The following is a 21,636-nucleotide window of genomic DNA, read 5'->3' on the forward strand; positions in this document are numbered from 1 at the left end:
TCAAATGAGCCCAAGCTTCAACAAACTTTCCGCGATTTGCACCGAGTTCGAGGCTGCACCCTTTAGCAAATTGTCAGCGACAATCCATAGATGGAAGCCGCGGCGGTTGTCCAAATCGCGGCGGATGCGGCCGACAAACACGTCGTACTTGCCGACGCAATGGGCCGGCATCGGGTACAACTGTTCGCTCGGATCATCTTGAAGCACGACGCCCGGCGCTTCGCGGAGCACCGCCTGCAAGTCAGAGGCGGTGACGCCGTCTTGTTCAATTTCGATATACACCGATTCCGAATGGCCGCTCGCCACTGGAATGCGCACGCACGTCGCCGCCACTTTCAGCTCAGGCATATGCATGATTTTTTTTGTTTCATTGATCATTTTCATCTCTTCAAACGTGAACCCATTGTCTTGAAACTTATCGATTTGCGGAATGGCGTTGAACGCAATGGGGTAATGCTTTTGGTCCGATTTCACTGGCAAAATGTTCGCCTCAACCGGCTTGCCTTCGAGCACGGCTTTCGTCTGCTCGTTGAGCTCTTCAATGGCCTGTGCTCCCGCCCCGGAGACGGCCTGGTACGTCGAGACGATGACGCGCTCTAAGCCAAACGTTTTTCGAATCGGCTCCAACACCACGACCATTTGAATCGTCGAGCAGTTCGGATTGGCGATAATGCCGTTATGCCACGTCAAATCGCTTTCGTTCACTTCCGGAACGACAAGCGGCACGTTTTCCTCCATTCGAAATGCGCTCGTATTGTCGATCACGATCGCCCCGCGCCGCACCGCTTCCGGCGCCAGCGCTTTCGATACGGCGCCGCCGGCGCTGAACAAGGCGATATCGACCCCGTCAAAGCGCTCGGGCGATGCCGCCTGCACTTCGATCTCCTCGCCGCGGAAACGCATTTTTTTGCCGGCTGACCGCTCCGATGACAACAAAGTCAATTTTCCAACCGGGAAGTTCCGGTCTTCAAGCGTCCGCACCATTTGCTGCCCAACTGCCCCCGTTGCTCCGACGACAGCGACATGATATTGTTTTTGAGCCATCAACCATTCTCCTTCCACATCGTCACTCTAAGAAGTGAATTCATAGTCTTTATTTTATCACATTCCGCTGTGGACGAGAGAACATTTTTATGCGGAACATTGATTTTTGATTCAGTTGTAGCGGAACCGCTCGATTATGACCGGCTGCAGTTGCTTTCCTTCAAGCGCGGCGAGAATCGTATCGCGCAAAAGCGGCATGTAGGCGACCATGGAGTTCGGCTTCGCCTGCGGGGCGTCTTGGCCGAACGGGATGAAATAAATGTTTTTTGCTGCCATAAGCCGCATAAGATTGACGCCGTTTAAGCCGAGCGCATCGTTTGTAGAGATGCCAAGCACGACCGGGCGGTGGTTGCGCATCGTCGCTTTGGCGGCCATCAAAACGGGGGAATCCGTCATGGCATTGGCCAGCTTGCTCATCGAGTTGCCGGTGAGCGGGGCGATCACCATGCAGTCGAGCGGGATTTTCGGTCCGAGCGGCTCCGCTTTGACGATCGTATCGATCACCTCGTTTCCAGTCAGTTGCTCCAGTTTTTTCACCCATTCTTCTCCTTCTCCGAAGCGGGTGTTCGTCGTTTTCACCGTATAGGTGACGATCGGCAGCACCTCCGCTCCTTCGTTGACAAGCTTCTCGATCTCCGGGAACACCGCATCATATGTGCAATGCGACCCGGTGAGGCCAAAGCCGATCCGTTTTCCTTTCAAGCTGTTTCCGCTCATGCATGATTCTCCTCCCGTTTTTGTAAATCTGCATATAACAGCTGCGCCAAGACGTTGGCGATGATTTGCCCAGCTGTCTTCGGCGCGACGATCCCCGGAAGCCCGGGCGCCAAAATGGCTTTCACTCCGCGTTTTTCGGCATAGCGGAAGTCAGTGCCGCCCGGTTTTGACGCCAAATCGATAATCAGCGTATGGGGGGGCATTTTGGCGATGACGCTCGCCGTCACGATGAGATGAGGCACGGTGTTGATGCAGACGTCAATGTCACGCACTTCTTTTTCCAAATCGTTTAAGTGAAACGGCACGAGCCCCATTTCGGTAATGCGGGCGAGATGCTCCGACCGGCGCGCCCCGACTTTCACTTTCGCCCCCAACGCGGCGAACGTCCGGGCGACGGTCATGCCAACGCGTCCAAGCCCCAAGACGGCAACGCATGAGCCGTGGATCGTAAAATCCGTATGCTGAATGACCATCATCACCGTGCCTTCCGCGGTCGGAATGGAGTTGTAAATGGCGACATCGTCGCGCTCAAACAACTGCACGTGCTTGCGCCCTGTTTTTTTCACCAATTCGTCCAAATACGCGTTGCTGATGCCGGAATAAATCGTGCATTGCCGCGCCGTTTTTTGCACCATCTCTTCTGTAAACGGAATCGGTTCGTGGGCAAACACGCTGTTGACGTTTCCGTCCAGCGTCGTGCCGTGAACCGGCAAAATGATCGCATCCAAATCGGCAAAATCGACTTCGCCAATCGGCAGCTTCATCGCCCCGGTGAAATGATGGGCGAGCTGGTCGAAGCCGACAAGCGACAACTTCGCGTCGAGTTCAACGAGTTTGCGAATGACTTCAAGCTGCCTAGCATCGCCGCCGATGATGGCGATATGCATTCCTGTCAGCATCATGTTGTACGCTCACCTTCTTTTCTGGCAAACTGCTCCGTTTCCTTTCCCATCTTATGTTGGAAGGAAAATATAGGTGAATATCCTTGCAGGAAAAAATGGGCGATATGCGCCCAAAGCTGACAAGAGGCAGTCATGTTTTCTGTTTTTGTTCCTTACATATAAAGTAAAGAAGCGAAAAAGGAGGGAAACCAGCATGAGGCTGAGCGAGTTAAGCGGAAAAGAAATTGTCGATGTAAGCCGAGCCGAGCGGCTCGGGGTGCTCGGGCAGACCGATTTGGAAATCAACGAGCAAACGGGGCAGATCGAGGCGCTGCTCATCCCAATCGGAAAATGGTTCGGGTTTCGCAAAGACGGACAGGAAATTCGCGTGCCGTGGAAATATATTCGCAAAATCGGCGCCGATATGGTGATGATCGACGTCCCCGAGGAAGGGTGAAAGAGGCGGAAACGAAAAAGCTAACAACCTAGCGAAAGGTCGTTAGCTTTTTTGAGCTCGGTCTATGAACGGAGCGGGCGCGGCAGCACGCCGTCCGGACTGATTAAGGCGAGCGCGTAATCGTCCGTGAAAACCGTGCGCGCCAGTTCGTTTACTTTTTCCACCGTGACACTTTCAATCTCTTCAATGATCTCATCAAGCGAGCGGTGGCGGCCGAGAAGGAGTTCATTTTTGCCGTTGCGGCTCATCCGGCTGTTCGTGCTCTCGAGCCCAAGCATCAGGCTTCCTTTCATCTGCTCTTTGCTGTTATGCAACTCTTTTTCGGTCACTCCGTCCTCCTTCAGCTGGCGAATGGTCTGCTGGATCGTTTCGAACAGCACATCAAGCTGGCTGCTTCCGGTGCCGGCGTAAATGGCGAGCAGGCCGCTGTCTTGGTAGGCGGAATGGTACGAGAACACCGAATACGCCAATCCGCGCTGTTCGCGCACTTCCTGAAACAGCCGGCTGCTCATGCTGCCGCCTAAAATATTGTTCAAGATGAGGAGCGGGTACGCGTCCGGATGGCCGATCGGCAACCCGTTGAATCCGATGCAGACGTGCGCCTGCTCCGTGTCCTTTTTGCGCGCGATCTTTTGCGGCACAAACGCCGGCGTCCCTGAAGAAGGCGGCTTGCTCTCTGCGGCGAACGAGCCGAAATAGCGCTCGACCTCATCCATAAACCGTTCGTCGACGTTGCCGGCGACCGAAATGACGACGCGATCCGGTGTATAGTAGTCCGCCATATATTGGCGCAGCGTGTCGCCAGTAAACGTGCGCAGCGTCTCTTCCGTGCCCAAAATCGGATAGCCGAGCGGATGACCCGCATAGCACGCTTTGCCGAGCAAATCGTGGACGATGTCATCCGGTGTATCTTCATACATTTTGATTTCCTCGAGCACGACGTTGCGCTCCTTTTGCAGCTCATCCTCGACAAATGTCGAGTGGAAAAACATATCGGCGAGCATTTCAAGCGCCAGCGGCGCATGTTCATCCAACACTTTGGCGTAGTAACACGTATACTCCTTCGATGTAAAGGCGTTTACTTGCCCGCCGATGCTGTCGAATGCTTCCGCAATGTCCCGGGCCGTACGCGTCGTTGTACCCTTGAAAAACATATGCTCTAAAAAATGGGAAATGCCATTGGTTTGCTCCGTTTCATTGCGCGAACCGGTCCCGATCCATATGCCGATAGCCACCGACCTTACAGTCGGGATTTGCTCGAGCACAATTCGCACACCGTTTTTGCACGTATATTTGTTAATCAACTCCATGTTCCTCCTGTTTGTTTGCCAGTCTTTTCTCATCGAATAAGGCCGTCAAGCTGCCTAGGGCATAGCCTCGGCGCTTGATCGAGACGATCAGCTCATCAAGCGCCGCCGCCGTCGGCATCGTTGGGTGCATCAAAATGATGGCGCCAGGATGGACTTTCGATGTCACCCGTTTCACTATAACAGATGGCGACGGTTTTTGCCAATCAATTGTATCGACGCTCCATAGAATCGTTTTCATGCCGAGTTCCGCGGCGACCTCGACGACCTCGTCGCGGTAGCTGCCGCTTGGCGGGGCAAACCATTTGCATTTCACCGATGTCGCCGCCTCAATCACTTCGTTTGTTTTCTCGAGCTCGCGGCGGATGTCATCGACAGCGAGCGTTTTCATATCGGGATGGCTGTAGGAGTGGTTGCCGATTTCATGGCCGGCGTCTGCTATCATTTTTGCCATCTCCGGGTGTTTTTTTACCCATCGTCCTTCCAAAAAGAACGTCGCCTTGACATTGTATTTTTTCATCGTCTCCAGCATGTCGGGGAGGTATTCTTCCCCCCAAGCGACATTGACCGCAAACGCCACCATCGGCTTGTCAGGATGGCCGCGGTAAATCGGCGCCGGCGGCAAATCGTCCAAATGGACGCGCGGGGGCACTTGACGGAACACGAGTTTTCGCTCATCAAACATCCCCGTTTTCTTCATGTTTTGATAGGAGGCGTCAATGTCGACGGCGAGCCCGTTGTAGCCGGGCGTCGCCTTCCATACTTTATCGATGACCGCATCTTGGGCGGGAATTTCATATTGCTTCGCTTGTTTGACGATCGTGTCGTACAGCTTGTCGCGCTCTTTCATCGCGGTCGTTTCCATCGGGCGCCAGCTCGCGATGTAATCGCCAACCGGAGGCCAATGAACTGCCGCCCAGGCGGCAAGAAACATGACCGCTAGCGCCATATAGCGGGCAATTCCGTTGTTCACCCTTGTCCCCCTCCTTTTTTACTACTACAACATATGTCTTAGGGGGACAGGATAGAACATAACAAAAGAGCCTTAAGAAACAAATTCCTAAGGCTTCATGCGATGGCGCTCCGGCCGTCTTCCCCGTTTTTCCCTAGATTCCCGCGGCAATTCCCCTCCAATGTTGCGGGCATCGCGCAGCACCGCTTTGCGCGACAGGTTGACGCGCCCTTGCTTATCAATTTCCGTTACTTTTACTAAAATTTCATCGCCGATCGAAACGACGTCTTCGACTTTGCCGACCCGCCCTTCAGCGAGCTCGGAAATGTGGACAAGCCCGTCTTTGCCGTTGAACAACTCAACGAAGGCTCCGAATTTTTCAATCCGTTTCACTTTGCCTAAGTACACTTGGCCGACTTCGACTTCACGGACGATGTCTTCAATGATTTGCTTCGCTTTTTGGTTGGCCGCTTCATCCACAGACGAGATGAAAATCGTGCCGTCTTGTTCGATGTCGATTTTGACGCCGGTTTCGTCGATGATTTTGTTGATCTGCTTGCCGCTTGGTCCGATCACCTCCCGGATTTTGTCCGGATTGATGTGCATGATCAAAATTTTCGGTGCATATTTAGACAGCTCTTTGCGCGGTTCGCTGAGCGTTTGCATCATATGATCCAAAATCTCGAGCCGCCCTTTGCGCGCTTGCATGAGCGCCTCTTCCAAAATCTCGCGCGTCAATCCTTTGATTTTAATGTCCATTTGCAATGCCGTCACGCCTTTTCTCGTGCCGGCGACTTTAAAATCCATATCGCCAAGATGGTCTTCGATGCCTTGAATGTCCGTCAAAATCGTATAATGGTCGTCGTTTTTCACCAGCCCCATGGCAATGCCGGCGACCGGTGCTTTAATCGGCACCCCAGCATCCATCATCGCCAGCGTGCTGGCGCAAATGCTGGCCTGCGATGTCGAACCGTTCGACTCAAGCACTTCTGAAACGAGACGGATCGTATACGGGAATTCGCGTTCCGACGGCACGACCGGCTCAAGCGCCCGCTCGCCAAGCGCCCCGTGTCCGATTTCTCGACGCCCCGGCCCGCGCATCGGCCCGGTTTCTCCGACGGAAAACGGCGGGAAGTTGTAATGGTGCATAAATCGCTTCGATTCTTCAAGATCAAGCCCGTCCAAAATTTGCACGTCGCCAAGCGCCCCAAGCGTACAAACGCTCAACACTTGCGTCTGCCCGCGCGTAAACAAACCGGAGCCGTGCGTGCGCGGCAGGACGCCGACCGCCGATGAAAGCGGACGAATTTCATCGACTTTGCGCCCGTCCGGACGGATTTTCTCAACCGTGATCAAACGGCGCACTTCCTCTTTTACGAGTTTATGCAAAATTTCCTGTACTTGCTTGAGCTTCTCCTCATCCGCTTCTTCCGCCTCATATTTGGCGATGACGCCAGCTTTCACATCTTCAATGGCAGCATCGCGCGCCAATTTCTCCGGCACTTGCACCGCTCGCTTAATGTCCGCTTCAGCAAGCTGGCGGATTTCCGCCTCCAGCGCTGGATCCGGCTCGTAAAGGACGACTTCCATTTTTTCTTTGCCGACTTGGGCGGCGATTTCCTCTTGGAAGGCGATGAGCCGCTTTACTTCCTCATGGCCGAACATGATCGCTTCCAAAATCACTTCTTCCGGCACCTCATCTGCCCCGGCTTCCACCATGTTGATCGCATCTTTTGTGCCGGCGACGACAAGATGCAGATCGCTTTTTTCCATTTGCTCGACCGTCGGATTGATGACAAACTGGCCGTCGACGCGGCCGACGATGACACCGGCGATCGGCCCTTCAAACGGAATGTCGGAAATCGTCAGCGCCACCGACGAACCGATTAAGGCCGCTACTTCCGGCGCGCAGTCCTGATCCACGCTCATGACCATCGAGACGACTTGCACTTCGTTGCGGAATCCTTCGGCAAACAGCGGGCGAATCGGTCGGTCGATGAGACGGCTCACCAAAATGGCTTTCTCGCTCGGGCGACCTTCGCGCTTAATAAATCCGCCAGGAATTTTTCCAACCGCATACAACCGTTCCTCGTAGTTGACGGTGAGCGGGAAAAAGTCAACGTTTTTCGCCTCTCGCGACGCGGTGGCTGTGCTCAACACGACCGTATCGCCGTAGCGGACGAGTGCCGCGCCATTCGCCTGTTTCGCCAGCTCGCCGGTCTCAATGATGAGCGGCCGCCCAGCCACATCGATGGAAAACACGCGTTTCTCTTGTTCCATACAGACGAGTACTCCTCTCTATGTACAGATGAAATGATCAATCCGCTGATGATTAGTATAGACGAATTGGCACCATTGTTATCATCGTCGTGTCCATCACGCCTATAAACTAGCAAAAAAGCGGGAATGCTCCCGCTTTTTTATCGACGTAATCCAAGTTTCTCAATCAATTCACGGTAGCGCGCCACATCTTTCTTGCGCAAATAAGCCAATAAGTTGCGGCGCTTCCCGACCATTTTCAGCAAGCCGCGCCGTGAATGATGGTCTTTTTTATGAATGCGCAAATGCTCATTCAAGTTGTTGATTTGCTCCGTCAGGATCGCAACTTGCACTTCCGGAGAACCGGTGTCGTTTTCATGGATTTTAAATTGCTCGATGATTTCGCGTTTGCGCTCCTGCGTCAATGCCATCCTTGTTCACCTCCCTAGTCCTAGATCCCCGATTGCCGAGCGGGCGTCGGTGACTCGCCTAGCCAAGCAATGGTTCGCATACATTGATTAGAATACCTCTTTTTCCGGCAAAATGCAAGTCTTTTCGTTGAAACAGCGGAAATACTGCTCCGCCTCTTTCTTGTCGCGGGCGATTTGCGCCGTCAGTTCGTCGACACTGGCGAACTTCTGCTCGCTCCGCAGACGGCGGTGCCACTCAATGGTCATCGTTTGTCCATAAAGATCGCCGGAAAACTCGAACAAGTGCACCTCAATATTCGGCAATCCTTCGCGCGTTTGATGGAACGTTGGTTTGTAGCCGACGTTCGCCACCCCTTCATATACTTGCCCGCCGATCACCGCCTTGACTGCATAGACGCCGACTGCCGGCAAGGCATAATCGCTGTTTAACGCGATGTTCGCCGTTGGAAAGCCGATCATCCGCCCGCGCCGTTCCCCGGCAACGACCGTTCCTTCAAGCTCGTAAAAGCGGCCGAGCAGGCGGGGAAGCTGTTCGACCGCCCCGTCTTCGAGCAGTTTCCGCACCCGGGACGAGCTCACTTTTTCCCCGTCGACCTCGAGCTTCGGAATGACCGTCTGTCCAAAGCGGCCGCGCGCATGAATCGGCATCGTCTCCATCGTTCCTTTTCCGAACCGCCCATAAGTGAAATCGAAGCCGGCGACGACATGTTTCACGTGCAACCCGTCCAAATATTGGTCAACGAACGCTTCTGGCGACAGCGCAGCAAACGTCGGCGTAAATTCAACGATGTACAGCCGGTTGACGCCAAGTGATGCAATCAGCTGCTCCTTTTTGCCAAGCGGCGTGATCGAGTAGAGCTCGGACTGTTTGCCAAGCACAACGGACGGATGAGGATGAAACGTCATCACCGCGCTTTCGTACCCACGCTCGTTGGCGATCTCGACCGCGGTGCGGATCACTTTTTGATGGCCGAGATGGATGCCGTCGAAATAGCCCAGCGCCATCACCGTCGGAGGGAGCGCCTGGCGTTCGAGACGGTGCGGATGCGAAAGAAACAGCGTTTCCATGTCCATGACCTGCCTTCTTTATTTCCGCGCTGCACCCGCGGCGTTAACGAAACACTTTGAGCGGTTTCATCAAGCCGGGGCGCGCCGGATGCTTCACGTACAGGGCCAGCGCTTCCCGCTCGGGCGAAACAAGCACGACCGGTCCGTCAAGTTTCTCTAAAAAAGCGGGAAGCCGGAGCAGCGCCCCGTTTTTTACCTTCTCTGCTACTTTATCATTGATTTCATATTTCGGCAAATGAAAAAGCGCCCGCTCAATCGGGATGAGCAAGGCATCAGCCGTCCCGTCGGCCGCCCGGCGCTCAACGTCTTCAAACGTTACGCAATCTTCAAGCCGAAACGGCCCGGACGCCGTACGGATGAGGTCGGACATATGCGCCGGATAGCCGAGCCGCTCGCCGATCATCACCGAAAGCGTACGCACGTACGTGCCTTTGCTGCACGTGACGCGAAAGCGAAATGACACCGTTTCCCCAAAGAATTGTTCACGTTCATCAAGCAGTTCGAGCTCATAAATGGTCACGCGCCGCGTCGGACGTTCGACTTCGATGCCGGCGCGCGCATATTCATACAGTTTCTTGCCGCCCACTTTCACCGCGGAGTACATCGGCGGCGTTTGCTCCATTTCTCCGGTCAAGCTGTCAAACACCGCTTCGATTTCCGCGCGCGCAATCGGCCGGTCAACCGGACGGGCGGCGATGATGTCGCCGTCCGCATCTTCGGTTGTCGTCGCGGCGCCAAGCGTCACTTTTCCTTCATACGTTTTCCTCGTCCCGGTCAAAAACTCGGCGATGCGCGTCGCCTTGCCAAGGCAAATGGGCAGCACACCGGACACGTTTGGGTCAAGCGTGCCGGTGTGTCCCGCTTTTTTTACGCCAAGCAGACGGCGCACTTTGGCCACGCAGTCGTGAGACGTCATCCCTTTCGGTTTATTCAGCAGCAATACCCCGTCCATCGACGCACCCTTTCCGTTTCCATGATCATGAATGGAAATGGATAGACGGTTCGTCTATCCATTGTTCGGCTCCCCATCCGCCTCTTTCGCCGGTTGATCATCGCTTGAAATTTGCCGGATCAGCTGTTCGATGCGGCTGCCGTATTCCATTGTTTCATCGATTTCAAAGAAAATTTCCGGCGTCTTGCGAAGGCGGATGCGCTGCCCGATTTCCGAGCGGATAAACCCTTTCGCTTTCTCGAGCGCCTTCAACGTCTCTTCCCGCTGCTTGTCATCGCCAAGGACGCTGATGTACACTTTCGCCTGCTGCAAATCACCGGTGACCCGCACATCGGTCACCGTGACAAAGCCGATGCGCGGGTCTTTCAGCCTGCGGCTGATGATGTCGCTCAACTCTTTTTTCATTTGCTCGCCAACGCGAGTTGCCCGTATATTCATCACCCATCACCTCGGTTACAACCACTCGAATGATGTGGCCGCCCGCTCCAGCTCAGGGAACGAGTCGATCAAAGCAAGCGCCCGCTCGAGCTCCCGTTCGGTCGCCCGGCGGCTGGATGTAATGGCAACAAGGCCGATTTTGGCCCGCTGCCATGCGTCTTGATGATCGATTTCAGCCACAGAGACGTTATATTTTTGCCGGATTCTTGTCATGACCCGTTGCAGGACGGCCCGTTTATCCTTGAGCGAGCGGGCGTTGTAGATGATGCATTCGCACGCGGCGAAGCCGATCATGCCCGGGCCACTTCCTGCATAATGTATGCTTCGATGACATCTCCTTCTTTGATATCATTGAAGTTTTTGATCGTCAGCCCGCATTCATATCCTTGCGCCACTTCGCGCACATCGTCTTTATACCGCTTGAGCGAATCGATTTCCCCTTCGTAGACGACGATGCCTTGGCGAATGAGGCGCACCTTGCTGTCGCGGGTAATTTTGCCGTCCGTGACATAGCAACCGGCGATCGTGCCGACTTTCGATACTTTGAACGTTTGCCGCACTTCCGCCTGACCGATCACTTTCTCTTCGTACTCCGGATCGAGCATCCCTTTCATCGCCGCTTCAATTTCCTCGATGACATTGTAAATGATGCGATGGAGGCGGATGTCGACTTTTTCCGATTCAGCGGCGCGCTTTGCGTTTGCATCCGGACGGACGTTAAATCCAATGACGATGGCGTTCGATGCCGTCGCCAGCGAAATATCCGATTCGGTGATGGCGCCGACAGCCGCGTGGATGATTTTCACCCGCACGCCTTCCACATCGATTTTTTGCAAGGCGGCGACAAGCGCCTCAACCGATCCTTGAACATCGGCTTTGACGATCAAATTCAGCTCTTTCATTTCGCCTTGCTTAATTTGTTCAAACAAATCATCCAAGCTGACGCGCGTTTTGACGCTTCGCTGCTCCTGCAGCTGCCGCTGCGCCCGCACCTCCGCGATTTGCCGCGCCTTTTTCTCATCCTCAAACACCATGAAGCGGTCGCCGGCTTGCGGCACTTCATGCAGCCCAGTAATTTCGACTGGCATCGACGGAGTCGCCTCTTTGACGCGCCGGCCGCTGTCGTTCACCATCGCGCGCACGCGCCCGTATGTTGTGCCGACGACGATCGGATCGCCGACACGCAACGTTCCCGCTTGAATCAAAAGCGTTGCCACCGGGCCACGCCCTTTATCAAGCTTGGCTTCGATCACCGTACCGACCGCACGCCGGTTCGGGTTGGCTTTTAATTCTTCCATCTCACTGACAAGCAAAATCATTTCCAAAAGATGATCAAGGCCCTCTTTCGTTTTCGCCGACAACTTGCAGAAAATCGTATCGCCGCCCCATTCTTCCGGAACGAGGTTGTATTCCATCAATTCTTGCATGACGCGGTCCGGGTTCGCTTCCGGCTTATCGATTTTGTTGATGGCGACAATAATCGGCACGTTTGCCGCCTTGGCGTGGTTGATCGCTTCCACCGTCTGCGGCATCACCCCGTCATCCGCGGCAACGACAAGAATGACGATATCGGTCACTTGCGCGCCGCGCGCCCGCATCGTTGTAAACGCTTCATGCCCCGGCGTATCAAGGAACGTAATTTTTTTGTCATTGACCGTCACTTGATACGCACCGATGTGTTGCGTAATACCGCCGGCTTCTTGCTCCGTCACTTTGGAATGGCGGATCGCATCAAGCAACGTCGTTTTCCCGTGGTCGACGTGCCCCATGATCGTCACGACCGGCGGCCGTTCAACCAAATCTTCTGGCGCATCGACAATTTCGATCGCTTCAAAGTTCGTCTCATCGATCGTCACTTTTTCTTCGACTTCAACGCCGTAATCCGAGCAGATGAGCTCGATGGCGTCTTTGTCTAAATCTTGGTTGATTGTCGCCATCACGCCGAGCATAAACAGCTTCTTAATAATTTCCGACGGTTCGCGGCCAAGCTTTTTCGCCAGTTCGGCCACGGTAAGCGAGCCTTCAAACGTAATTTTTTTCGGCAGCTCTTTTTCTTTTTTCGCCGGCTGCGGCGCTTGTTTGGCGGCTGGTGCTGCCTGCTTTTTCCCTTTCGTCGGCACTTTTCCTTTCTTTTTCGCCGTTTGGAGCAGTTTCTTTTCTTGCTGTTGCGCCTCGGTTTTTTTCGTTTCCTTCCCTTTTGGCGCTCCCTTTTTCTTCGCCGGTTTCATTTTCGCCGCTTCTTTGCTGTCGTCAAACATTTCCTCATCAGCAAAATCGGCCGCTTTCGCCGGCGTCGGCCGTTTCGGCTTCTCCGTTTTCTTTTCCGCCTTTTTCTCTTCTTTTTTCCCGGTGTTCGGGCGATATTGATGGTCGAGTTTTTCGACGACATCAGCCTCCAGCATCGCCATATGGTTGTTCACTTCAATATTCATTTCTTTCAATTTATGAATGACGTCCTTGCTTGGAACGTTCTGTTTTTTCGCGTATTCATACACACGCATTTTCGACATACAGTCACCCCCATTAAGATCGGTCGAGCATCGTTTGCAATTGGCGCGCAAACCCTTCGTCGATGACAGCGACAACGACGCGGGCGTCCTTGCCGATCGCGCCGCCAAGCACATACCGGTCCGGCACTTTGCAAAGCGGGACGCCATAAAACGTGCATTTGTCCGTCACTTTTTTTTCGGTGTTGACCGATGCGTCTTGCGAAAGCAAGACGAGCCGCGCCCGGCCCCGCTGCACTTCTTTGACGACAAGCTCCTCGCCGGAGACGACTTTGCCCGCCCGCTGCGCCAATCCAAGCAGCGATGCCCAACGGTTATGCTTCATGTCCGGCCTGTTTCTCCTTTTCCGCCAAGGCGAGCAATTCGTCATAAATCGCATCATCGATGTCTGCTTTTAAATGGCGGGCCAAAATGTTTTTCTTTTTCGCCTGCAAAATGCATTCCGGATCAAGGGTAATATACGCGCCGCGCCCTGCCTTTTTGCCGGTTGGGTCAATCGACACTTCCCCCTCTTTCGAGCGGACAATGCGCACCATCTCCCGTTTCGGCTTCATCTCTCCAGTGACGACGCATTTGCGCAACGGAATTTTCTTTTGCGCTGCCATTTTTCATTCCCCCTCACTCGATTTCCGCCGATTGATCAAACGATGGGCCGTTTTCTTCGCTATTTTCATTATCGGCCGCCGCATCGCTGAAATCAAGCGAAGTGGATGGCGCATGCGGATCAATGCCCATCTCCCGCGCTTCCGATTCACTTTTAATATCAATTTTCCAGCCGGTCAATTTCGCCGCCAGCCGCGCGTTTTGCCCGCGTTTGCCGATGGCGAGCGACAGCTGATAGTCCGGAACGATGACCGTTGTCGCCTTTTGCTCCTCGTTGACAATAACGCGCAACACTTTCGCCGGGCTTAACGCATTGGCGACAAACTCCACCGGATCGGCCGACCAGCGGACGATATCGATTTTTTCTCCGTTCAGCTCATCAACAATGGCCTGCACGCGTTGCCCTCTCGGTCCGACGCATGCACCGACCGGATCGACTTCCGGGTTGTCGGAGTGGACGGAAATTTTGGAACGATCGCCGGCTTCACGGGCGATCGATTTAATCTCCACCGTTCCGTCGTAAATTTCCGGCACTTCGAGCTCAAACAGCCGTTTCAACAGTCCCGGGTGGGTGCGGGAGACGAAAATTTGCGGCCCTTTTGTCGTTTTTTCCACTTTCGTAATGTATACTTTCAACCGGTCGTGCGGCTTATATATTTCATTCGGCATTTGTTCGTTTGCCGGCAGGAGCGCCTCCGCCTTGCCGAGGCTGACGTAGACAAAGCGCGGGTCGACGCGCTGAACGATGCCGGTCATAATGTCCTCTTCACGGTCGACAAATTCGGCGTAGATGATGCTCCGCTCTGCCTCGCGCACGCGCTGGGTGACGACTTGCTTCGCCGTCTGTGCGGCGATGCGCCCGAAATCGCGCGGCGTCACTTCGAGCTCGACGACGTCGCCGATTTGATAATTCGGATTGATCCGCTGCGCCTCCTCAAGCGAAATTTCAAGGCGCGGATCGGCCACCTCTTCGACGACATCTTTGCGCGCGAACACGCGGATCGTGCCGGTGTCCATATTGAGATCGACGCGCACGTTTTGCGCCTGGCCGAAATTGCGTTTATACGCCGAAACGATCGCCGCTTCGATCGCTTCCATCACCACTTCTTTGCTGATGCCTTTTTCCCGCATCAGATCGGCTAACGCCTCAAGCAATTGCGTGTTCATGCAACAAAAATCCCCCTTTTGCGATTAGAAGAAAATGACGGCTAATCGGGCGCTTGCCACTTTTTCATACGGAATGGCGACCGTTTTTTGCCGTCCGCGGTCTTTGATCAACAGCGTCACGGTCGTTCCGTCAAAAGCGGTTAGTTCGCCTTCAAACTGCTTTTCTCCTTCAATGGGCTCATACGTTTTGATATATACATGTTTCCCAATGGCCTTGGCAAAATCTTTTGCCTTTTTCAGCGGCCGCTCCGCTCCGGGCGATGATACTTCCAAAAAATAGTTATGCGGAATCGGATCGACTTCATCCAGCTTTTCGCTCAATTTTTCGCTGACAGCACCGCATTGTTCAATATCGACGCCATCGTCAGAGTCAATGAAGACGCGCAAAAACCAATTTTTCCCTTCCTTCACATATTCAATATCGACGAGTTCAAGCCCCATTTCGTCCAAAATCGGTGTGACGAGTTGTTCGACCGTTTCTGTCACCTTTTTGCTCATTGTGTTCCTCCTTACCGAGCAAACGTGCATGCGTGGCATAATGAGAAAATCCCCTGCACAAGGCGGGGAATGAACGAGAGACGGGTGCCCATTCAAGACGAAAGAGTGGGTTTCCCCACTCTCTGCTTGCCATTATCTTTGCCAATTCCACTAAAACTATAACACATTGGGAAATATATTGCAACGGGAAACTGCCGCTCGGGCGAAAGAGCGCTGTCCGCTTCCTTCAGTGGCGGCGTTTCCACTAAAACAGCGACAGCTGATTATGGTCTGGAAGCGAGTCAAGGCAGCCGCGGCTTTCTAGATACTCGAGCAGCGTTTTCGACAATTTGCCGCGCTGTTGCAAATCCTCCTTCGACAAAAACTCGCCTTCCTCGCGGGCGCGCACGATCGCCTGCGCCACGTTCGTCCCAAGCCCCGGAATGGCGTTGAACGGCGGAATGAGAGAATTGCCGTCAATGACGAATTCCGTCGCCTGCGAGCGATACAAATCGATATTTTTAAAGGAAAAGCCGCGCTCGCACATCTCTAAGGCCACCTCAAGAACCGTGAGCAAGCTTTTTTCTTTCGCCGTCGCCTGAATGCCTTTGGCGTTGATTTCCTCAATCCGCTTGCGAATGGCGGCTGATCCTTTGATCATGGCGTCAAGGTCAAAGTCCTCCGCCCGCACCGTAAAGTACGACGCGTAATACAAAAGCGGATGGTGCACCTTAAAGTAGGCGATGCGCACCGCCATTAACACATAGGCGGCGGCGTGCGCTTTCGGGAACATGTACTTGATTTTTTTGCATGAATCGATGTACCACTCCGGCACGTTATGCTTGCGCATCTCCGCTTCAAACTCCGGCGTCAATCCTTTCCCTTTGCGCACCGATTCCATAATTTTAAATGCAAGCGACGGCTCAAGCCCGCGGTAAATCAAATAGACCATAATGTCGTCGCGGCAGCCGATGACTTCCGATAACGTGCACGTGCCGTTTTGAATGAGCTCTTGCGCGTTGCCGAGCCACACATCGGTGCCGTGCGACAAGCCGGAAATTTGCACGAGTTCGGAAAACGTTTTTGGCCTTGTCTCTTCCAACATTTGGCGAACGAAGCGCGTGCCAAACTCCGGAATGCCGATCGTGCCGACATTGCACATGATTTGCTCCGGCGTAACACCAAGCGGCTCGGTGCTGCTGAAAATGCCCATCACATCCGGGTCGTCGGTCGGGATCGTTTTCGGATCGATGCCGCTTAAATCTTGCAGCATGCGAATGACCGTCGGATCGTCGTGCCCGAGAATATCAAGCTTCAACAAATTGTCGTGGATCGAATGGAAGTCGAAATGGGTCGTCCGCCATTCAGAGGACGTGTCATCGGCCGGATATTGAATCGGCGTAAAATCGTAAATTTCCATATAATCCGGGACAACGATGATGCCGCCCGGATGCTGCCCGGTCGTCCGCTTCACCCCGGTGCAGCCGGCCGCGAGCCGGTCGATTTCCGCGCCGCGCAGCTCTAAGTTATGGTCGCTCGCATACGCTTTGACAAATCCGTACGCCGTTTTGTCAGCGACCGTGCCAATCGTCCCGGCGCGGTAGACGTTGTCTTCGCCAAACAGCACTTTCGTATAGTTGTGGGCGCGCGGCTGGTATTCGCCGGAAAAGTTCAAATCAATATCCGGCACTTTGTCGCCTTTAAAGCCGAGGAACGTCTCAAACGGGATGTCGTGCCCGTCTTTTTTGTATTTCGCCCCACATCGCGGGCAGTTTTGATCCGGCAAATCAAACCCTGAGCCGACTGAACCGTCGTTAAAGAACTCCGAATGCTTGCAGTTCGGGCAGACGTAATGCGGCGGCAGCGGATTGACCTCGGTGATTTCCGTCATCGTCGCGACAAACGACGAGCCGACCGATCCACGCGATCCGACAAGGTAGCCGTCATCGAGCGATTTTTTCACAAGCTTGTGCGAGATCAAATAAATGACGGCAAAGCCATGGCCGATGATGCTTTTTAGCTCCTTCTCAAGCCGCTCTTCAACAATTTTCGGCAACGGGTCGCCGTAAATTTCCTTCGCCCGCCGGTAGCTCATTTCCCTGATTTCCTCGTCCGCCCCTTCGATGCGCGGCGTATACAGCTCATCTTTGATCGGCTTGACATCGCCGATTAACGAAGCGATTTTTTGCGTGTTGTCAACGACGATTTCCTTCGCTTTTTCCGGCCCTAAAAACGAGAAGCAGTCAAGCATTTCATTCGTCGTACGGAAATATACATCCGGCAGTTCATGGCGGTTGAGCGGATTCGCCCCGCCTTGCGAATGGATTAAGATTTTCCGGTAAATTTTATCTTCTCGGTTCAAGTAATGAACGTTGCCAGTGGCGACAACCGGGATGTCAAGCTTCTCACCAAGGGCGACAATGCTGCGGATGATGTTTTGGATCATCTCTTCGTCTTTCACATAATCCATCTCGATGAGCGGCTTGTACACGTCCGGCGGATGCACTTCAAGAAAATCGTAAAAACGGGCGATGTCTTCGACTTCTTCCGGCGCCTTTTGGATCAAGTTGTCAAACAGCTCTCCTTTGTCGCAGCCCGAGCCGACAAGCAGGCCGTCGCGGTGCTTGACGAGCACGGAGCGCGGGATGCGCGGCACACGGTGAAAATATTGAATGTGCGACAATGACACAAGCTTGAACAAATTTTTCAATCCAGTCTCGTTTTGCGCCAACAGCGTCACATGGAACGGGCGCGCAAGCCGATAGGACGCTTCGCTGTGCGTGCGGCTGTTTAATTCGTCATGAAACAGTATGCCGCGCTCTTCCGCTTCCTTCAACAGCCGCATCAGCAAACGCCCGGTCGCCTCCGCGTCGTAGATGGCGCGGTGATGCTGCGTCAATTCAATGTCAAATTTTTTGCACAATGTATTGAGCCGATGGTTTTTCAAATCCGGGTATAAAAAACGGGCCAGCTCGAGCGTATCGATGACGGGATTCGCGATTTTGCCGCGCCCCATGCGAGCGAGGCCCGCGTTTAAAAAACCGATGTCAAAGCTGGCGTTGTGGGCAACAAGCGTCGCATCGCCGGCCCAGTCAACAAAACGGGCTAGCACCTCGTCCGGCTTCGGGGCGTCTTTCACCATCTCATCGGTGATCCCAGTCAGCTCCATCGTTGTCACCGACAACGGGTGTCCAGGGTTGGCAAACGACATGAACCGGTCGATGATCTCGCCGTCTTTCACTTTCACCGCCGCCAGCTCAATGATCGTATTGTACACAGCCGACAGGCCCGTCGTCTCGACGTCAAAGACGACGTACGTCTCCTCCGAAAGACGGCGGTGCGTTTCATTGTAGGCGATCGGCACGCCATCGTCGACGATGTTCGCTTCAAGGCCGTAAATGACCTTCATGCCGTGTTTTTTCGCCGCGCTGTAGGCCTCCGGAAACGACTGAACAACGGCATGGTCGGTGACGGCGATCGCCGGATGCCCCCATTTTTTCGCTTGCTCAATGAGTTTTGTCACCGAGGTGACCGCGTCCATTTGGCTCATCGGGGTATGCAAATGGAGCTCGACCCTTTTTTCCCCTTCCGGCGCCGTATCTTGCCGTTCGTTTGCGGCGATTTCGTTCAAATCGTTGGCGATGATGACCAAATCACGGACGAACGTATCGTTTTGCACGCTGCCGCGCACTTTCACCCACATGCCTTTTTTGACGCCGCTCATGAGCTCGGCGTCCTCTTTGTCGCGCGAAAACATTTTGACTAAAATCGAGTTCGTGTAATCGGTGATTTTCATGGTCAACAGCGTGCGGCCGCTTTTTAATTCGCTCACTTCGGCGTCAAATACATAGCCTTGCACCACGACGCGCCGCTCTTCTTCGACGATCGTTTCAAGCCGCCGCACCGGCTCCTCGTCGCGGATCGGATAGCCGATGACAAGCGGACCGGGCGGCGGCGCAGATGCGGCCTTTTCTTCTTCCCTCGCTAAATCGGTCAGTACAGCAAGCGCTCGCTCTTCGTCCTCTTGCTGTTTTTGCGCCAAAAACTGTTCCATTTCTTGCTTGGACGGCTCGACGCTGACGTCAAGCTGAAGGGGGGGAAACCCAAACGAAGCGTACACATCAGCGATTTTTTTGGCGAACCGCCGTTTGATCGCCAGCGCTTCCGCTTCATGGCGGGCAACGACAAGCAGCTTGTTTCCTTTCAGCTCAGGCGTCTGCCGGCTGAGCCAATCGACAAGCGGCGACATGCCTTCTTGCAGCTCGGCAAGGCAAAGCGGCCAATACGCCTGCACATCCGCCTCAGTTACGCGCGGCGCTTCGACCTCCATCGTATGGCGGACGGCGGCGATATGGCGGAACGCCGTCTGCAGCCGATCGGCAAACGTTTTGTATACATGAACCGGCAGCACGTTGTCGAACTGAAAATAAAAATGCCAGCTTTTCTCCTCTTTATCGATCACGACTTTGCGAATGGCTGCCTCACGAAAATGCGGCAGCCATTCGTCCGACGTCATCTTCAGCTGCTCAAGCAGGATGAGAAACCGCTCTTTTTGCTCTTTTGTCACCATGACGTCCGTTTGTTCCCCTCTCAACATCATTCTCTTTCTATATCATACCATAACAAAAGCGCCGGCGAAAAAGACAGAATTCTTTTTCGCCAGCGCCGGCACTCATGATTGAAGGAGACGGCGCGCAGTGTCGACAAGCTCGCTGACCGGCACATCGAACGTCTCGCCTGTTTTCCGCACTTTTACTTCCACAACGCCTTCGCCCGCTCGCTTGCCGACGGTGACGCGGAGCGGAATGCCGATCAAATCGCTGTCGGCAAACTTCACTCCGGCCCGTTCGGGGCGGTCGTCATACAACACTTCAAACCCAGCCTGTCCGAGCTTTTCATACCACTCTTCCGCCAACGCGCGCTGTTCATCGCTTTTTGCGTTCGCTGTAAGCAAATGGATGTGAAACGGTGCGACCGAAGCCGGCCACACAAGCCCGTGTTCGTCAGCAAACTGCTCGGCGATCGCCGCCACCAGCCTGGAGACGCCGATGCCGTAGCAACCCATGATCATCGTCTGCGTTTGGCCGTTTTCATCCAAATAGACGGCGTTCATCGCTTCGCTGTATTTTGTCCCCAGCTTAAACACATGCCCGACTTCAATGCCGCGGGCAAAGCGGATCGTCCCTTTGCCATCTGGAGACGGGTCGCCTTCTTTTACGAAGCGCAAATCGGCGTATTGACTGACGGCAAAATCGCGGTCCGGGTTGACTCCGATGTAATGGTATCCTTCCTCGTTCGCGCCGCAAACGCCGTTGACGATGGCGGCGACAGCATGGTCCGCGATCACCGTGACGTCTTCGCTGACGCCGATCGGGCCGAGCGAACCGATGGGAGCGTTCATCACCCGCTCCGTTTCTTCCGGCGTCGCCAATTCGACGACCGTCGCGTCGAGCACGTTTTTCACCTTCACCTCGTTCGCTTCATGATCGCCGCGGACGAGAACGAGCACATAGCGGCCGTCCACATTGAACAAAAGCGATTTGATGCAGCGCTCCGGCGAAACTTGCAAGTAGGAAGCGACTTCATCGATCGTTTTTTGCCCCGGCGTCGCCACTTTTTTCAATTCGGCCGGCGGCTCATCGCTTTTTTCGTACGTCGCCACGACCGGCGCCATCTCGATGTTGGCGGCATAGTCAGACGCATCGGAGTAGGCGATCGTATCTTCGCCGATGTCCGAGAGCACCATGAACTCGTGCGTGTCTTTGCCGCCGATCGCCCCCGAATCCGCGATGACGGCGCGGAAGTTCAATCCGCAGCGGCGGAAAATGTTCGCATACGCCTCATACATGTTGTTGTACGTTTCATCCAAGCTTTCTTTCGACGTATGGAACGAGTAGGCGTCTTTCATCATGAACTCGCGGCCGCGCAACAGCCCAAAACGCGGACGCTTTTCATCGCGGAATTTCGTTTGGATTTGATACAAGACAAGCGGCAGCCGCTTGTACGTTTTCACCTCGTCGCGGACGATCGCCGTGATCATTTCCTCATGCGTCGGCCCGAGGGCGAAATCGCGCTCGTGCCGGTCTTTTAAGCGCATCAGCTCCGGCCCGTACGAGTACCAGCGGCCGGACTGCTGCCAAAGCTCAGCTGGCTGCAAGGCCGGCATGAAGAGCTCCATCGCTCCAATCCGGTTCATTTCCTCGCGAATGATGGCTTCCACTTTTTGCAAAACACGCTGCCCAAGCGGCAAAAACGTATAGACGCCGCTTGCGCTTTGACGAATGAAGCCGGCCCGCAGCAGGAGCTGATGGCTTTTTACTTCCGCATCCGCCGGCACTTCACGCAACGTCGGAATAAATGCTTGACTTTGTCTCAT

Annotated in this window: 19 protein-coding genes; 1 reads left to right on the forward strand and 18 read right to left on the reverse strand. The window is 54.3% G+C overall.

The window, feature by feature from the left end:
* From asd to dpaA, 3 genes are all read right to left on the reverse strand, one after another.
* Nucleotides 1–1,044, reverse strand: a complete 1,044-nt coding sequence (gene asd, locus B9L19_RS12090; protein WP_047753341.1) for an aspartate-semialdehyde dehydrogenase — start codon at nt 1,042–1,044, stop codon at nt 1–3.
* A gap of 111 nt (nt 1,045–1,155) precedes the next feature.
* Nucleotides 1,156–1,761 carry a dipicolinate synthase subunit B gene (locus B9L19_RS12095; RefSeq protein ID WP_013145721.1) on the reverse strand — a complete coding sequence of 202 codons (606 nt, stop codon included), beginning with the start codon at nt 1,759–1,761 and terminating at the stop codon, nt 1,156–1,158.
* Nucleotides 1,758–2,663: a dipicolinic acid synthetase subunit A gene (gene dpaA / locus B9L19_RS12100; RefSeq protein ID WP_013145722.1), complete on the reverse strand. Its 906-nt coding sequence runs from the start codon at nt 2,661–2,663 to the stop codon at nt 1,758–1,760. The genes B9L19_RS12095 and dpaA overlap by 4 nt, the downstream gene beginning before the upstream one ends.
* A 193-nt stretch (nt 2,664–2,856) precedes the next feature.
* On the opposite strand from dpaA, the gene B9L19_RS12105 reads away from it, so the two are divergent.
* Nucleotides 2,857–3,099 carry a YlmC/YmxH family sporulation protein gene (locus tag B9L19_RS12105; RefSeq protein WP_025951122.1) on the forward strand — a complete coding sequence of 81 codons (243 nt, stop codon included), beginning with the start codon at nt 2,857–2,859 and terminating at the stop codon, nt 3,097–3,099.
* A 62-nt stretch (nt 3,100–3,161) separates the two neighbouring features.
* Here B9L19_RS12105 and B9L19_RS12110 read toward each other — a convergent pair whose 3' ends face one another.
* From B9L19_RS12110 to B9L19_RS12180, 15 genes are all read right to left on the reverse strand, one after another.
* On the reverse strand, nt 3,162–4,409 hold the full coding sequence (locus B9L19_RS12110) for a M16 family metallopeptidase (protein ID WP_033024377.1): 1,248 nt from the start codon (nt 4,407–4,409) through the stop codon (nt 3,162–3,164).
* Nucleotides 4,396–5,379: a polysaccharide deacetylase family protein gene (locus B9L19_RS12115; RefSeq protein WP_047753342.1), complete on the reverse strand. Its 984-nt coding sequence runs from the start codon at nt 5,377–5,379 to the stop codon at nt 4,396–4,398. The genes B9L19_RS12110 and B9L19_RS12115 overlap by 14 nt, the downstream gene beginning before the upstream one ends.
* Nucleotides 5,380–5,466: 87 nt before the next feature.
* On the reverse strand, nt 5,467–7,638 hold the full coding sequence (pnp, locus tag B9L19_RS12120; RefSeq protein ID WP_011230769.1) for a polyribonucleotide nucleotidyltransferase: 2,172 nt from the start codon (nt 7,636–7,638) through the stop codon (nt 5,467–5,469).
* A gap of 140 nt (nt 7,639–7,778) precedes the next feature.
* Nucleotides 7,779–8,048, reverse strand: coding sequence for a 30S ribosomal protein S15 (gene rpsO, locus B9L19_RS12125; RefSeq protein ID WP_011230768.1), 270 nt, complete (start codon nt 8,046–8,048; stop codon nt 7,779–7,781).
* Between the two features lie 87 nt (nt 8,049–8,135).
* Nucleotides 8,136–9,116, reverse strand: a complete 981-nt coding sequence (gene ribF, locus B9L19_RS12130; protein ID WP_025951118.1) for a bifunctional riboflavin kinase/FAD synthetase — start codon at nt 9,114–9,116, stop codon at nt 8,136–8,138.
* A 43-nt stretch (nt 9,117–9,159) separates the two neighbouring features.
* Nucleotides 9,160–10,068, reverse strand: coding sequence for a tRNA pseudouridine(55) synthase TruB (gene truB, locus B9L19_RS12135; protein ID WP_025951117.1), 909 nt, complete (start codon nt 10,066–10,068; stop codon nt 9,160–9,162).
* Nucleotides 10,069–10,122: 54 nt separating this feature from the next.
* Nucleotides 10,123–10,506 carry a 30S ribosome-binding factor RbfA gene (gene rbfA, locus B9L19_RS12140; RefSeq protein ID WP_025951116.1) on the reverse strand — a complete coding sequence of 128 codons (384 nt, stop codon included), beginning with the start codon at nt 10,504–10,506 and terminating at the stop codon, nt 10,123–10,125.
* A 15-nt stretch (nt 10,507–10,521) separates the two neighbouring features.
* Nucleotides 10,522–10,800, reverse strand: a complete 279-nt coding sequence (locus B9L19_RS12145) for a DUF503 domain-containing protein (protein ID WP_015374431.1) — start codon at nt 10,798–10,800, stop codon at nt 10,522–10,524.
* Nucleotides 10,797–13,016, reverse strand: coding sequence for a translation initiation factor IF-2 (gene infB / locus B9L19_RS12150; protein ID WP_047753346.1), 2,220 nt, complete (start codon nt 13,014–13,016; stop codon nt 10,797–10,799). Before infB ends, B9L19_RS12145 begins: the two co-directional genes overlap by 4 nt.
* Nucleotides 13,017–13,029: 13 nt before the next feature.
* Complete coding sequence (locus B9L19_RS12155) at nt 13,030–13,338, reverse strand: YlxQ family RNA-binding protein (RefSeq protein ID WP_011230762.1); 309 nt, start codon at nt 13,336–13,338, stop codon at nt 13,030–13,032.
* On the reverse strand, nt 13,328–13,618 hold the full coding sequence (gene rnpM / locus B9L19_RS12160; protein ID WP_011230761.1) for an RNase P modulator RnpM: 291 nt from the start codon (nt 13,616–13,618) through the stop codon (nt 13,328–13,330). Before rnpM ends, B9L19_RS12155 begins: the two co-directional genes overlap by 11 nt.
* Nucleotides 13,619–13,631: 13 nt before the next feature.
* A complete protein-coding gene (nusA, locus tag B9L19_RS12165; RefSeq protein ID WP_025951114.1) occupies nt 13,632–14,783 on the reverse strand; it encodes a transcription termination factor NusA in 1,152 nt (383 codons plus the stop codon).
* 24 nt (nt 14,784–14,807) lie between these two features.
* The gene (rimP, locus tag B9L19_RS12170) at nt 14,808–15,281 is read right to left on the reverse strand and encodes a ribosome maturation factor RimP (RefSeq protein WP_025951113.1); all 474 of its coding nucleotides are present in this window, start codon (nt 15,279–15,281) and stop codon (nt 14,808–14,810) included.
* A 244-nt stretch (nt 15,282–15,525) separates the two neighbouring features.
* Nucleotides 15,526–19,830: a PolC-type DNA polymerase III gene (locus tag B9L19_RS12175; RefSeq protein ID WP_033024384.1), complete on the reverse strand. Its 4,305-nt coding sequence runs from the start codon at nt 19,828–19,830 to the stop codon at nt 15,526–15,528.
* A 102-nt stretch (nt 19,831–19,932) separates the two neighbouring features.
* Nucleotides 19,933–21,636, reverse strand: coding sequence for a proline--tRNA ligase (locus B9L19_RS12180; protein ID WP_025951111.1), 1,704 nt, complete (start codon nt 21,634–21,636; stop codon nt 19,933–19,935).

Source organism: Geobacillus thermocatenulatus (assembly GCF_002217655.1).
Classification (GTDB): Bacteria; Bacillota; Bacilli; order Bacillales; family Anoxybacillaceae; genus Geobacillus; species Geobacillus thermocatenulatus.